The organism is Tenggerimyces flavus (genome assembly GCF_016907715.1).
GTDB classification, from domain to species: domain Bacteria; phylum Actinomycetota; class Actinomycetes; order Propionibacteriales; family Actinopolymorphaceae; genus Tenggerimyces; species Tenggerimyces flavus.
In genome coordinates, this window is the sequence record NZ_JAFBCM010000001.1 from 8,485,264 (window position 1) to 8,498,169 (window position 12,906).

The following is a 12,906-nucleotide window of genomic DNA, read 5'->3' on the forward strand; positions in this document are numbered from 1 at the left end:
ATCGCCGCGCGGATCCTCGACCGCGGCTCGACGCAGATCGTCGAGGAGACCGACCTCGAGCTGCTCGCGATCACGGCGGCGGACGCGCGGTCCGCGTCCGAGTCCGGCGAGCTCTCGTTCCCCGCCGCGGTCCTGCTCCATGGCCTGGTCACGCACCGCCCGTTTCGCCGGCTCAACCGGCGGATCGCGGTCGCGGCGACCGTCCAGTTCGTGTCACTCAACGGCGGCCGCTTCGAGCTGGAGCCGGTCGAGCACCTGAACGCCGTTCTCGATCTGTCCCGGCTCGACAAGGTGATCGGTCTGCTCCGCCACCGCGTCCGCAACCGCCCCACAGGGCCTGGTCCGGCCCCGCCTCCGATCGAAGGGACGTCAGGGAAGATGTTCGAGCGGTTCACCGACCGAGCGAGGCGCGTTGTCGTCCTCGCGCAGGAAGAGGCCAGAGACCTCAACCACAATTACATCGGCACCGAGCACGTCCTGCTCGGCCTCGTCCATGAGGGCGACGGCGTCGCCGCGAAGGTGTTGGAGGCGCTGGGCATCCAACGCGAGGCCATCCGTACGGTCGTCCTGGAGACCATCGGGGAGGGATCGCACGCGCCGTCCGGGCACATCCCGTTCACGCCGCGGGCCAAGCGGGTGATGGAGCTGGCGCTGCGCGAGGCACTGCAGTTCAGCCACAACTACATCGGCACCGAGCATCTGCTGCTGGGCCTGGTGCGCGAGGGCGAGGGGGTGGCGGCGCAGGCACTCGTCAAGCTCGGCGCGGAGCTGGACACGGTGCGTACGAAGGTGCTCGAGCACCTGAAGGGCTACCAGAGCGACGCGCCGCTGACGTCTCTTCCGTCCGACGCGCCGCTGCGCAGCCGGCGGGTGGAGCTGCACGACGAGCTCGACGCGCTCCTGGAGGAGAACTCTCGGCTGCGGGCGGAGAACCGCCGCCTGCGCCGGCGGCTGGAGCGCGAGGGGTTCTCGCTCGAGGAGTTGTTCCGCGACGACGACTGGCCGGACGAGGGCGGTCTGGCGCCGGCATCTTCTGGCTGACGGCGCGTCATCCCTGCGACGGACGTTCGGCCAGGTCAGGCACCGTACGCTCGGATTGTTGTGCGTGAGCATCCGATCTACGACTGGCTGCGCCGGCGTCCGTACGTGCTGGACGTCGGCATTGCCGGCGCGCTCGCGCTCTGGGGTTTCGGCATCGGGAGCGTGCTGGGCTCGTTCCTGGTCGGAGTGGGGTTCATCGGGCTCTTCTCGATCCCGCTGATCTTCCGCCGCACGTACCCGATCGCGTCGTTCACCGCGATCTCGCTCGCCTGCGCGGTGCAGCTGATCGTGGTCGACACGTGGATCCCGCTGGACGTCGGGTTCCTGCTGTCGCTGTACGCGGTGAGCGCGTACGCCACGAAGCAGTGGGCGCGGATCGGGGCGCTGGTGGTCGGCGGGCTCGGCGCGATCCTCGGGTCGATCGACTGGCTCGGGACCACGGGGTCGTTCCTGTTCAGCGTCGGCATCATGGGCGCGCTGGTCGCGTTCAGCTGGACGCTCGGCGACCTGCTGCGGACCCGGCGGGCGTACGTGGGTGAGCTGGAGGAACGCGCGCGCCGGCTGGAGATCGAGCGCGACCAGCAGGCGCAGATCGCGCGGGCGGCGGAGCGGGCGCGGATCGCGCGCGAGCTACACGACGTGGTGGCGCACTCGTTGTCGGTGGTGATCGCCCAGGCGGACGGCGGCCTGTACGCCGGCTCGTCGGACCCGGGGGCGGCGCGCGAGTCGCTGGCGACGATCGGCGCGACCGGGCGGCAGGCGTTGACGGAGATGCGCCGGCTGCTGGGCGTACTGCGAAACGACGGCGACAGCACGGTGTTGGCACCGCAGCCGAGCCTTGGTCAGGTCGAGGAGCTGGTCGGCAACCTGCGCGGCGGTGGACTGGCGGTGTCGCTGGAGATCACCGGCACCCCACGCCCGTTGCCGAGTGGCGCGGAGCTCGCGGCGTACCGGATCGTCCAAGAGGCGTTGACGAACACGCTGAAGCACGCCGGCCCGGGAGCGAAGGCGTTTGTGACGCTCGCGTACGAGCCGGCCCTGCTCCGCGTGTCGGTCCGCGACGACGGCCGCGGCGCGGCGGCTGCGAACGACGGGCGCGGACAAGGCATCCTCGGGATGCGCGAACGTGTCGCGCTGTACAACGGAACGTTCACCGCCGGCCCCCGCGCGGGCGGCGGGTTCCAAGTCGTGGCCGAGCTGTCATTGCTGTCGTTGCCAGCTGGAGGAGAGAAGTCGTGACCATCCGGGTGTTCCTGGTCGACGACCAGGTGCTGGTCCGCGCCGGTTTCCGGATGGTGGTGAACTCCCAAGAAGACATGACCGTCGTCGGCGAAGCCGGCGACGGCGGCGAGGCGATCGAGAAACTGCTGGCAACGCGGGCGGACGTCGTCCTGATGGACGTCCGCATGCCCCGCATGGACGGCGTAGAAGCCACCCGCCACGTCCGAACATTGCCCGACCCCACCCCCCGCGTCGTGGTGCTGACGACGTTCGACCTGGACGAGTACGTCTTCTCAGCCATCAAAGCCGGGGCCTCGGGCTTCCTGCTGAAGGACGCCCCACCGGAGAACCTGCTGTCAGCGATCCGCTCAGTGCACTCTGGGGATTCCGTCGTAGCTCCCTCGACGACGAAGCGCTTACTGGAGCGCTTCTCCCCCTTCCTCCCGGACCAGCAACCCGCGGTTGACGACCGCATCGGCTCCCTGACCGACCGCGAACGCGAAGTCCTCCTGGAAGTGGCAAGAGGCCTGTCCAACTCGGAGATAGCGGCGAAGCTCTACCTCTCCGAAGCCACAGTCAAAACCCACGTCGGCCGCATCCTCGCCAAACTGTCGCTGCGAGACCGAGTCCAACTCGTCGTCTTCGCCTACGAAACAGGCCTAGTCCGACCCGGGACCTAAATCTCTCGTCGGCAACGGCTTGCCGGGAAAGATCTCGGTCCACACACGCGTCACGAAAGCCTCGTCACTGCCATCGTCGTATTCGGCAGCCTTGAAGAGCGCGTCCTCCGCAAGACCCTCAGCGTCCCCCACGATCACACGCTCGAGTTCCACCAGAAACTGCTTCGTGTCCGGATGCTGCTCGTCCTCTGGCAGGTTGCATGCATAGACGAGCGACCTCATGCCGCTGTAGTAGACCTCAGGATGCAAGTAGGTGCCGCAATAGCTCAACAACGTGCCGAATGGCCTATCCCTGTCACGCACCCAGACGTCACTGCTCACGTTCCTCCTCTTCCACTCCTGAGGCAGCTAGACCCCTTGTAGGCAACGGCTCGCCAGGAAACAGGTCGGTCCACAGCCGCCGGACGAAAGCCTCCTCGCTCCCGTCCTCGTAGTAACAGGCCTTGAAAAAGCGCCCCGTCGGGCAACTCCTCGCGATCCCCCACAACGACCAGCCGCAGCTCTGCCTTGAACCGGCGCGTGTGCTCATCCGTCTCGGACTCGGACCTGCTCGTCAGAGACCTCAGCTCGCTCCATGAGTCGTCGTCCAGGATCTCTGGATGGAGAAACTTCCCGAGGTAGCTCAACAACGTCCCGAATGGCTTCTCCGGATGCCTCACCCACACTGCTCACGACACAACCTCCGTCCTGTCTTCTTCGCCGAAAGACCGGCCTCGCCCGAGCAGGCGACTATTCCTTCGTGGGAAGTGGCTCGTCGGGAACAGTTCGGTCCATAGCCGCCGCACGATCGCCGACAACGACCCGCCGCAACTCAACCTTGAACTGCTTCGTGTCGACGTTCTGCTCTTCCTCCGGAAGGCTGCACGCGTACTTCAACGTCTCGAAGGCGTCGTAGTAGACCTCAGGATGCACATAGGTCCGGCAATAGCCCAGCAACGTGCCGAAGGGCTTCTCGCGATCGCGCACCCAACTATCGTTCTTACTCAGGTTTCCTCCTGCGGCAGCGGAGCATCTGCAATCTCAGGCCCCGTCCGAGCCGGCACTAGCCCTTCGTCGGCAGCGGTTCGTCGGGGAAGAGCTGCGCCCAGACTCGCTTCACAAAGGCATCGTCGCTGCCGTCGTCGTACTGGGCAGCCTCGAAGAGAGCGTCCTTCGGCAGCCCCTCGGTATCACCCACGATCACCCGCCTGAGCTCCACCAGAAACTGCTTCGTATCCGGATGCCGCTCCTCCTCCGGAACACTCACTTGCAATCTCAATTGCTCGAGACCGCCGTAGTAGTCGTCCGGATGCAGGTACGTCCCGCAATAGCTCAGCAACGTGCCGAATGGCTTGTCGCCACCGCGCACCCATGTGTCGGTCATCCTTCTCCTTGCACCTTCGGCGGCAGCGGATAGAACGTATGCACCTCGTATCCGCTCATGTCAGCTCTCGCCTGGAACGACACGGTGATCGTTCCATTCTCGAAGGACGAAATGGCCTCGATCTCCGGCGCAGCCCTTCCGGTCTCGCGGTGCACCTTCTCAGCGGCTCGCTCATGATCAGCGGCCGGGTCAGAGCAGTCCTCACCGGGCTTCTTCATCTCAGCCCGCACAGCTTGCATGAAGTCGCGTCGATCATCCATCGCCTTGCGAGTGTCGTCTCCCGACAGCTGGAAGCCACTACATGCGAGGTGACCATCGCTGTCGAGAATCTCCTCGATGGTGACGTCGCTGATCCTCTGAGGCTGAAACCCTGGCTGATATGGCCTCTCCAGCGCGGCCTTCACCTTCGGATGCTCGAGCAATCTGGCCGTTGCCACAGTGAAAGCCACCGGGTCATGGATCCGCGTCGCGTGCGCCGCGCAGAAGTGGAAGCGGTCCTGACCCTCCAAGGCGTCTGAGCCGCGCCAGTACTTGAGGTCTTCGGTCGGGCTGGCCGTGTCCAGTCTCAGTCGGGCGCGTTCGGCTTGGGCGAGGTCGTCGTTCCAGCTGTCGTGGCGCTCGGCCTGGTGGCCGCCGGCTCGCAGCTGGTCGATGTAGACCTTCTGCACGAGCGGGTCCGCGTTGTCCACGACCGACACCATCGGCTTGGTGGCCCGGTTGTCCTTGATGTAGTCCGCCAGCGACTGAGTGTCGGCTTCGGACAGCTCGCCGCCGCAATAGCGCTTCAGGACGTCGCGGGCTGTCTCGTCGCCGACGGGGGTGTCCAGGGTCCATTTCGGGCGCTCCGCCCGTTCTGACTCCACGGCGTCGGCTGCGTCGATGGCGTTGATGCGGGCCGATTCCACCGGCGAGACCGACTCCACCTTGGACTTTTCGGCATGCGCCATCGGGTTGTACACCGGCTGGGAAGGGTCCAGGGCGCGCTGGTCGGCCAGCTCCGTCAGCCGGCGGATCTCCGCGCCGGCCAACATGTCGCCGGAACTCCCCCGCAGCTCGCTCACGCGCCCAGCATCGCACGTGCGAGCATGGCCCCGTGAGTACCGAGCGCATCGTCAGCCTCGGCGCCGGCGCGACTGGGCTGGCGCCCACGCCCACATACGAGCGCGGCGGCGGGGACGAGCTGGCCACGCAGGACATGGTCCTCAACATCGGCCCGCAGCACCCCGCCACCCACGGCGTCCTCCGGCTCCGCATCACCCTCGACGGCGAGCGCATCGTCGCCTGCGAGCCGATCGTCGGCTACATGCACCGCGGCGCCGAGAAGCTCTTCGAGGTACGCGACTACCGCCAGATCATCGTGCTCGCCAACCGCCACGACTGGCTGTCCGCGTTCTCCTCCGAGCTCGGCGTCGTCCTCGCCGTCGAGCGCATGCTCGGCATGGAGGTCCCCGTCCGCGCGATCTGGGCGCGTACGTTGCTCGCCGAACTCAACCGCGTGCTCAACCACCTGATGTTCCTCGGCAGCTACCCGCTCGAGGTCGGCGCGATCACCCCGATCTTCTACGCGTTCCGCGAACGCGAGACCCTCCAGCACGTCATGGAGGAGATCTCCGGCGGCCGCATGCACTATATGTTCAACCGGGTTGGCGGCCTCAAGGAGGACCTGCCCGCCGGCTGGCTCGATCGTGTCGAAGCCGCCCTCACTGCGGTACGGATTCGCCTTCCCCAGTTGGAGAATCTCGTCTTCGGCAACGAGATCTTCCGCGCCCGCACCCGCGGCGTCGGCGTGGTCTCCCCCGAGCTCGTGCACGCGTACGGCATCTCCGGCCCTATCGCGCGAGCCGCCGGCGTCGATCTCGATCTGCGCCGCGACGAGCCGTACCTCGCCTACGCCGAGTTGTTCGCTCCCGGTGGCCCCGGCCACGTCGTCACCCGCACGGAGGGCGACTGCTTCGCCCGCTTCGACGTCCTCCGCGAACAGGTCCACGTCTCCCTCGACCTCGCCGACGCCTGCCTCGACCGCCTCCGCACGCTTCCCGCCGGGCCGATCAACGTACGGTTGCCCAAGATCCTCAAGGCACCTGAAGGTCACACGTACGCCTGGACAGAGAATCCCCTTGGCCTGAACGGATATTTCCTCGTCTCCCGCGGCGAGAAGACGCCGTGGCGGCTGAAGCTACGTTCGGCCTCGTTCAACAACATCGCCGTGCTGCCCGAGCTCGTCCCCGGCTGCGTCGTCGCCGACCTGGTCGCGATTCTCGGCTCGATGTTCTTCGTGGTCGGCGACATCGACAAGTAGCCGCGGGTACGCCAGCGCCGCGATCGTCGCGACCACCATGGCAACTGCTGACATCGCGAACGCCGCGGTGTAGCCGTTCTCGCCCGGCATCGCCGCCACGACGGCAGCCGCGCTCTGCGTGCCGAGCGAACCGCCGATCGTCCGCATGATCGTGTTGATGCCGGTCGCCTCGCCGGTCTGGCGCGGATCGACCGCGGTGACGATGAGGTTGGCGACGGCGGCGAACGCGAAGCCGGTCGCGATGCCCAGCACCGCCGAGCCGGCGTAGATCGTCCAGGCCAGGTCGTGCGCGAACGCGAACAGCGCGAACCCCAACACACCGATCGTCGTCGCCAGCACCAGCGGCGTCTTGAACCCCGCCTTGGCCCCGAGCCGCCCAGCGATCGGACCCGCGGCGAGCATGCCGGCGGCCATCGGCAGGAGGAACAACCCGGCCTCGACGACCGACGCCCCGAATGCGCTGCCGACGTACAGCGGGATCAGCGTGAACGTCCCGAACATGCCGAACCCGATGATGAGCGTCGCCACGTTCGTCGTGAGGATCGGGCGGCGGCTCAGCAAGCGTACGTCGACGAGGGGTTGGCGGATCCGGCGCTCGGCGAGGACGAACGCGACGAGCAGTCCCGCGGCGGCGACGAGCAGCGCGGTGATCGCGACCGCGTTCCACACCCGACTCTGGCTGATCGCGAGCAGCAACAAGGTGAGCCCGGCGCTCAGCAGGATCGCTCCGACGACGTCCACGCGACCGGGCGAACGGACCGACGACTCGGGCACGAATGCCGCGACCATGGCGATCGATGCGACGATCACGACGAGCCCGAGCCAGAAGATCCACTGCCAGCCCAGGCTGGCCACGATCAGGCCGGAGACCACGAGGCCGACGCCGAAGCCCACGCCGAACGTGGCGCTGATCCAGCCGATCGCGATGGGTACGCGATCGCGCGGGAACACGTCGCGAACGATCCCGATCGCCAGCGGCATCGTGGCTGCGCCGAGGCCTTGGATCGCCCTCGCGGCGATGAGGACGCCGATCGAGCTCGCCATCGCGGCGATCAGGGTGCCGATGCCGAACACCAGTAGGGCGACGAGCAGCATGCGGCGCTTGCCGAACATGTCGCCGAGCCGGCCCAGCAGCCCGGTGGCGACGGAGGCCGTGAGGAGGAACGCGCTCAGCACCCACGGCACGACGGTCGTCGAGGCGTCCAACTGGCGTTGGAGATCGGGGAGCGCGGGTACCACGAGCGTCTGCATCAGCGAGAACGCCAGGACGGCGGTCAGCAGGGCCGCGAATGCCCCGCCGACATCGCGTCTCGGTGTATCAATGCCCGTTGGATTCGATGTCATGCAGATATAGTTACATCATGACATCCTTTCCGCCAAGCACGATGCCTGCTGGATATGATGCCCGCCATGGATGATGCCGGGGTGCGACCGCCAAGCCTGCTTGGACTGCAGTCGTACCTGGCCGGGCACGTGTCCCGGATCGGGCGACTGGCGTTGAGCGGGGTGCTGGACGACCACCGGCTGAAGTTCCCCGAGTTCGCGGCGCTCCTGGCGCTGCAGGACTTCGGGCCGATGCCGCAGTTCGAGGTGGCCGAGCGGCTGGACCTCAACCGGAGCCACCTGGTGGGCTATCTGGACGCGCTCGAGGGGATGGGGTACGTCGAACGGTTCCGTGACCAACGGGATCGACGGCGGCAGCTGGTGGGGCTGACGGACAGCGGGAAGGGCTTCACGAAGCGGCTGATGGTGTTGGCGCGCAAGACGCAGACGGAGTACCTGGCGGTGCTGTCGAAGGCCGAGCAGGCGACGTTGGCCGAGCTGCTGACCAGGGTCCTGCGGGCCTACGACCAGAAGCGGACCGGCAAGCCGGACCAGCCAGCCGACTAGCGCCTGCGACGAACGTGTCTGGAGCGACGCAATGGCATCTCGGCATGGCTGACGAGCAGGCCGCCCCGGATGCTCCTGGATGCCTCTCCGGTGGCTCCCAGCGACGGCAAATGATCATGTTTACATGATCATTTGCCGCTCTACCTGGGATACACCCCTGGTAGAGCACCCAAACGCCAGGTAAAGCGGCATTCGCGAAGCGCTGCTCACCTTGCTGCGCGAGACGCGCAGCTCCCATTAGGCAGTCTCTTCGGCCGCTGGGGCTTCCGCGGCTTCGTCGGACTCCGCTGCCTCCGCCTTGGCCTTCGCTTCGTCGGCGGCCTCGGCTGCGGCGATGAGCTCGGCGAGCTTGGCGCGTTCCTCGAAGGCGATCAGATCGACGACCGTGGGGGCGTCGCGGAGGTTCTCCCACAGTTCCGGCGTCTCAGTCTGAGCGGCGACCGAACCCAGCTCCACCACCACCGGCAGCGGCGAGGCGATGCCGTTGGTTGCCGGCTCAGCAAGCGGCACCTCGGCGACCTCGGCGACCTCGGCGACCTCGGCGACAGGCTCCGCGGCGAGTTCCTCACCGGTGAGCGGCAGCGTCACGCCGCTGGTCGCCTCCACCTGCTCGCGCACGCGGGCGGCGTACATCGTCATGTACGAGCGCGCGAGGCTCGCCCGGTCGGCGCCGTGGTCGCGGCGGGCGTTGACGAGCTCCCGGTCGAACAGGATGACGGCCAGGACGCCGATCGCCAGCGCCATCACCGCGGTGACTTGGAGGAGAACGGTCTGGCCGCGATAGACGGCGAACCCGACCAGCGCGGCCACCGCCAACAACAAGGGAGTAGCCAACAGCCTCGCCAGGCTGTGGCTCCGGTGGTGACCGCCGACACTCATAGCGCCGACATTACGATGTGTGACCGGGATCCGCTAGCACCCCCTGCCCAATCGGCCTGTCGGCCACGCAAAGTAGTCAATCGACCACAAAACGGGCGACGCTCTGTGTCCACGTCACGTTCACCCGTCAGACAGCGCGTCACCGGGCTGGCTATCAGGCCCGGACCGCTTCGTTGCCTTGGGGTGTGAGGCCTGTCACACTGCGGCCATGGTGTGGATCTGGATCCTGCTCGGCGTCGTGATCTTGCTGATCGTGGGCTACGTCGTCGACCGACGCTATTCCGTTGGCCCGTGGCACGACCGCGCCGAACGTGACGCGTTCGGCGACACCCAGCCGAAGGGCAACGAACAGCTACCGCCGTCTGGCCCCGTCAGCCTCTAGTGGCGGTGGTTCGACCCTGTCGCTGGCGAGTCGTCCGTCGCGGGGTCGTCAGGCCCCTTGGGCACCTTGCAGGCCCGTTCCAGCAGCAACCCACCCACAGCGACCAGCAGGCCGGCAACCGCGGCCAGCAGGCCCAGCACGACCCGGTCGCGGCCCGTCGAGGTGCCGTACTCAGCTACGAAGTGCAGCGCGAAGCCGACGTACGCCCCGCCGACCAGCGCCCCGACCAGCGCCGACGCCTTGGCCAGCACCAGCAGGCGAACGGCCAGGAGCGGCTCCACCCAGCGGTGCTTGCGCTGCAGCCGGTCGTACATGTACCAGGCGCCGGCGAACAGCAGCGCGGCGAAGAAGGCCAGCCCCGCGGCGGCCGACCAGGGCGCGCGCGGCACCGTCCCACCGGTCGCCTCGATGATCGACACCCCCGACCAGCCCACCGCCCCGCCGAGCAGGACGAGGCCGACGACGAGCGGGATCGAGGTGGTCCGAACCGGGTTCACTCTTCGATTCTCGCGTATGGACCCAAGGAACCGCTCAGTCGTCGAGCCGGAGCTCGAGCCCGTCCACCCGCGTGAGCGTCGAGGTGTCCACCGAACGAGCCAGCTCCGCCACCTTGCCATGCCCCGGAACCTCGCCGTCGGGGTCGACGTGCGACCACGGGATCAGCACGAACGAGCGCTCGTGCGCCCGCGGATGCGGCAGCACGAAGTCCTCCTCGTCGATCACCTTGTCGCCGACGACGATGAGGTCGACGTCCAACGTACGAGGCGCGCCCCGCACCGTACGTACGCGACCGAACGCGTCCTCAACAGCCAACGCACGTTCAAGAATCGTCCGTGCCTGCAGGGTGGTGTCCGCGACCACGATCGCGTTCAGGAAGTCCGGCGACTCGTCCGGGCTGCCGATCGCGGGGTTCTCGTAGATCGGCGAGACACCGACGATATGCAGCTCGGGCGTGTCCGCCAGTGCGTTCAACGCGCCTTGCAGATTGGCGGCGCGATCGCCGAGATTGCTGCCCAACGCGAGCACGACCCGACGGATCGGACGCAGCCCGCCCGTCAGGGTGTCGGCATCGATGATGTGGGGGTTCGGCGTCTCGGTCACGTGCGGCTCCGGTGAATGGTCACGGCGATGTCGTCGAACGGCACCCCGACCGGGGCCTGGGGCTTGTGCACGGTCACCTCGACGTCGTTCACCTTGGGTTCGGCGAGACAGACGTCCGCGACGCGTTTGGCCAGGGTCTCGATCAGGTTCACAGGATCAGTGCCGACCGCTTCCACGACGCGGCCAGCCAGGGACGAGTAGTCGACGGTCTCGGCGAGGTCGTCGGTCTTGGCCGCGGCGCGGGTGTCCACGCCCAGCACGACATCGACGACGAACGGTTGCCCGTTCAGGCGCTCCTCGGGCAGGACTCCGTGATGGCCGAAAGCCTGAAGCCCTCGCAGAGCGATCCGATCTCCCATCGTGCGTCCCACCTCCTGCCTGACCCCATACCGCCGACCCCGCGGAAGACAGTACCGACGTATGCCAACCATCCGACCACCCGTGTGCCCCTCGTCACCTGGCTGGGAACGGTGGGATTGCCGATCAGACCCCGTGGGGTTCGGCCGCCCAGCGTGCGGCGACCCGGACCGCGTCGAGCGACGGTCGTACGGCATGTACCCGTACGCACCACGCCCCAGCCATCGCGGCCAATGCCGATGTCGCCGAACTCGCGTCGTCGCGATCTCGGGTGGGGCGCAGGTCGCCCGTTTCTTGATCCGCTAGCAGCCTACCCAGGAATGTCTTGCGCGACGCGGCGACGAGCACGGGGAGTTCGAGCTGATGCAGCCGGTCCAGGCCAGCGAGGATCGTCCAGTTGTGGTCGGCGGTCTTGGCGTACCCCAGGCCGGGGTCGATCGCGAGCTTGTTGCGGTCGATTCCGGCCTGCTCGGCCGCCTTGATCCGCGGGGCGAGCTCCTCGACGACCTCCTCCACGACGTTGGCGTACGTGGCGCGCGACTGCATGTCGTGGGAGTGGCCGCGCCAGTGCATACAGACGTACGCGACGCCTGTCTCGGCCACGAGGGGGAGCATCCGCTCGTCGGCCAGGCCGCCGGAGACGTCGTTGATGGCTCTGGCGCCAGCGTCGATCGCCTGGCGGGCGACGTTCGCGCGCATGGTGTCGACGGAGACGAGGGCGCCTTCGGCGGCGAGCGCGGTGACGACGGGGATGACGCGGCGGAGCTCCTCTTCCTCGCTGGGACGCTCGGCGCCAGGGCGGGTGGACTCACCGCCGACGTCGAGGAGGTCGGCTCCGTCCTCGACGAGCTGCCTTCCGTGGGCGATGGCCTTGTCGGGCTCGAGCCAGAGGCCGCCGTCGGAGAACGAGTCGGGGGTGACGTTCACCACACCCATGACCAGGGTGCGGGGCGGCGTCGGGAGGCCGTCGACGTAGCGAGCCGGTCGTCCGATCATCCACGTGCCTCCTGGTAGTCAGATCCCGTTTCTACACCGCTTGCTCGGGGGTGCGATCGTCGGAGGTGGTCTCGTGGGAGGTCTCGATGGCCTTAAATGTTCGATTCTGTGGCGATTTGTCCGTCTTAGGTCGGCAGATTTCCATGGAAGTTTTCGCGATAAAGGCTCCTAACCCCGTAGCCTCCGGCGATCTCGCGCGTTGACCATGGGTGAGGGAAGGGTCACCCGAAGTCGATCAGAGCCCACACTGATCGCGGAAGGAGCGTCATGAGCACCGCCCCCGCTGACTTCGCCGTTCGTCCCACGGTGAATGTCGCGATTGATCCCGTTACTCGCGTCGAGATCCTCGACGTTCTCGATGATGCGTTCGCTCACGGCCCTGCCGGCCGCGGCGAGCTGATCGAGACGGCGCACGCCCAGGCGGCGCGTCCGGACTTGATCGCCCTGCTCGAACAGCTTCCCGACCGCGTGTACGTCCACCAGCGTCAGCTCTGGGTCGACCTTCCCCACGTTCCCGTTGGCCTCTAGGCCCGATAGCAGTACCCGCGTCACCTCAACTTTGGACACCCGGCCTCACGGTCGGTTCATATAGAAAGCGCCGCTCGGCGTCGCCCCCGAAACGACGTCGAGCGGGGTCGCCCCCACTCTGCCCGCCGCCTACCCGCGGCGGGCAGAGTCGCGTCTGGGGTGGGCTGGT

15 protein-coding genes and 2 pseudogenes are annotated in these 12,906 nt (G+C 67.4%); 7 read left to right on the plus strand and 10 right to left on the minus strand.

Annotated features, from left to right (window positions below; all coding sequences use genetic code 11):
* Positions 1-378: 378 nt before the first annotated feature.
* The 3 genes and pseudogenes from JOD67_RS39545 to JOD67_RS39555 form a co-directional block, all read left to right on the plus strand.
* Positions 379-864: pseudogene (locus tag JOD67_RS39545) on the plus strand (Clp protease N-terminal domain-containing protein); the annotation flags it as partial.
* Positions 865-1,101: 237 nt separating this feature from the next.
* The gene (locus JOD67_RS39550) at positions 1,102-2,280 is read left to right on the plus strand and encodes a sensor histidine kinase (protein WP_205122772.1); all 1,179 of its coding nucleotides are present in this window, start codon (positions 1,102-1,104) and stop codon (positions 2,278-2,280) included.
* Complete coding sequence (locus tag JOD67_RS39555) at positions 2,277-2,942, plus strand: response regulator (RefSeq protein ID WP_205122773.1); 666 nt, start codon at positions 2,277-2,279, stop codon at positions 2,940-2,942. The genes JOD67_RS39550 and JOD67_RS39555 overlap by 4 nt, the downstream gene beginning before the upstream one ends.
* Here the strand turns inward: JOD67_RS39555 and JOD67_RS39560 are convergent.
* The 4 genes from JOD67_RS39560 to JOD67_RS39575 form a co-directional block, all read right to left on the minus strand.
* Positions 2,922-3,263, minus strand: a complete 342-nt coding sequence (locus JOD67_RS39560; RefSeq protein WP_205122774.1) for a hypothetical protein — start codon at positions 3,261-3,263, stop codon at positions 2,922-2,924. The genes JOD67_RS39555 and JOD67_RS39560 overlap by 21 nt on opposite strands.
* A gap of 408 nt (positions 3,264-3,671) precedes the next feature.
* Complete coding sequence (locus JOD67_RS39565) at positions 3,672-3,908, minus strand: hypothetical protein (RefSeq protein ID WP_205122775.1); 237 nt, start codon at positions 3,906-3,908, stop codon at positions 3,672-3,674.
* A 76-nt stretch (positions 3,909-3,984) separates the two neighbouring features.
* The gene (locus tag JOD67_RS39570) at positions 3,985-4,305 is read right to left on the minus strand and encodes a hypothetical protein (protein ID WP_205122776.1); all 321 of its coding nucleotides are present in this window, start codon (positions 4,303-4,305) and stop codon (positions 3,985-3,987) included.
* Complete coding sequence (locus JOD67_RS39575; protein ID WP_205122777.1) at positions 4,302-5,366, minus strand: hypothetical protein; 1,065 nt, start codon at positions 5,364-5,366, stop codon at positions 4,302-4,304. Before JOD67_RS39575 ends, JOD67_RS39570 begins: the two co-directional genes overlap by 4 nt.
* Positions 5,367-5,398: 32 nt before the next feature.
* On the opposite strand from JOD67_RS39575, the gene JOD67_RS40935 reads away from it, so the two are divergent.
* Positions 5,399-6,604 (plus strand): NADH-quinone oxidoreductase subunit D, encoded by a 1,206-nt coding sequence (locus JOD67_RS40935; protein ID WP_307782720.1) that lies wholly within the window; start codon positions 5,399-5,401, stop codon positions 6,602-6,604.
* A gap of 18 nt (positions 6,605-6,622) precedes the next feature.
* Here the strand turns inward: JOD67_RS40935 and JOD67_RS39580 are convergent.
* A pseudogene (locus JOD67_RS39580) lies at positions 6,623-7,948 on the minus strand (MFS transporter); the annotation flags it as partial.
* Positions 7,949-8,014: 66 nt separating this feature from the next.
* On the opposite strand from JOD67_RS39580, the gene JOD67_RS39585 reads away from it, so the two are divergent.
* Positions 8,015-8,494 (plus strand): MarR family winged helix-turn-helix transcriptional regulator, encoded by a 480-nt coding sequence (locus tag JOD67_RS39585; protein WP_205122779.1) that lies wholly within the window; start codon positions 8,015-8,017, stop codon positions 8,492-8,494.
* 237 nt (positions 8,495-8,731) lie between these two features.
* Here the strand turns inward: JOD67_RS39585 and JOD67_RS39590 are convergent, their stop codons facing one another.
* Positions 8,732-9,373: a hypothetical protein gene (locus JOD67_RS39590; RefSeq protein ID WP_205122780.1), complete on the minus strand. Its 642-nt coding sequence runs from the start codon at positions 9,371-9,373 to the stop codon at positions 8,732-8,734.
* Between the two features lie 208 nt (positions 9,374-9,581).
* Between JOD67_RS39590 and JOD67_RS39595 the strand changes: the two genes are divergently transcribed.
* Positions 9,582-9,755: a hypothetical protein gene (locus tag JOD67_RS39595; RefSeq protein ID WP_205122781.1), complete on the plus strand. Its 174-nt coding sequence runs from the start codon at positions 9,582-9,584 to the stop codon at positions 9,753-9,755.
* On the opposite strand, the gene JOD67_RS39600 is transcribed toward JOD67_RS39595, so the two are convergent.
* The 4 genes from JOD67_RS39600 to folP form a co-directional block, all read right to left on the minus strand.
* Positions 9,752-10,252 (minus strand): DUF3180 family protein, encoded by a 501-nt coding sequence (locus JOD67_RS39600; protein ID WP_205122782.1) that lies wholly within the window; start codon positions 10,250-10,252, stop codon positions 9,752-9,754. The genes JOD67_RS39595 and JOD67_RS39600 overlap by 4 nt on opposite strands.
* 34 nt (positions 10,253-10,286) lie before the next feature.
* Positions 10,287-10,856 (minus strand): 2-amino-4-hydroxy-6-hydroxymethyldihydropteridine diphosphokinase, encoded by a 570-nt coding sequence (gene folK, locus JOD67_RS39605; RefSeq protein ID WP_205122783.1) that lies wholly within the window; start codon positions 10,854-10,856, stop codon positions 10,287-10,289.
* Complete coding sequence (gene folB, locus JOD67_RS39610; RefSeq protein ID WP_205122784.1) at positions 10,853-11,215, minus strand: dihydroneopterin aldolase; 363 nt, start codon at positions 11,213-11,215, stop codon at positions 10,853-10,855. The genes folK and folB overlap by 4 nt, the downstream gene beginning before the upstream one ends.
* A gap of 124 nt (positions 11,216-11,339) precedes the next feature.
* Positions 11,340-12,209: a dihydropteroate synthase gene (gene folP / locus JOD67_RS39615; RefSeq protein WP_239554266.1), complete on the minus strand. Its 870-nt coding sequence runs from the start codon at positions 12,207-12,209 to the stop codon at positions 11,340-11,342.
* A gap of 267 nt (positions 12,210-12,476) precedes the next feature.
* Here folP and JOD67_RS39620 point away from each other — a divergent pair, with 267 nt between their 5' ends.
* Complete coding sequence (locus JOD67_RS39620; protein ID WP_205122785.1) at positions 12,477-12,737, plus strand: DUF2795 domain-containing protein; 261 nt, start codon at positions 12,477-12,479, stop codon at positions 12,735-12,737.
* Positions 12,738-12,906: the final 169 nt, after the last annotated feature.

What these genes read in the sequence shown, in the direction of transcription:
- JOD67_RS39570 (WP_205122776.1), bottom strand. Translation starts at nt 4,305, where the DNA reads ATGACCGACACATGGGTGCGCGGTGGCGACAAGCCATTCGGCACGTTG.
- JOD67_RS39595 (WP_205122781.1), top strand. Translation starts at nt 9,582, where the DNA reads ATGGTGTGGATCTGGATCCTGCTCGGCGTCGTGATCTTGCTGATCGTG.
- JOD67_RS39585 (WP_205122779.1), top strand. Translation starts at nt 8,015, where the DNA reads ATGGATGATGCCGGGGTGCGACCGCCAAGCCTGCTTGGACTGCAGTCG.
- JOD67_RS39620 (WP_205122785.1), top strand. Translation starts at nt 12,477, where the DNA reads ATGAGCACCGCCCCCGCTGACTTCGCCGTTCGTCCCACGGTGAATGTC.
- JOD67_RS39590 (WP_205122780.1), bottom strand. Translation starts at nt 9,373, where the DNA reads ATGAGTGTCGGCGGTCACCACCGGAGCCACAGCCTGGCGAGGCTGTTG.
- folP (WP_239554266.1), bottom strand. Translation starts at nt 12,209, where the DNA reads ATGATCGGACGACCGGCTCGCTACGTCGACGGCCTCCCGACGCCGCCC.
- folB (WP_205122784.1), bottom strand. Translation starts at nt 11,215, where the DNA reads ATGGGAGATCGGATCGCTCTGCGAGGGCTTCAGGCTTTCGGCCATCAC.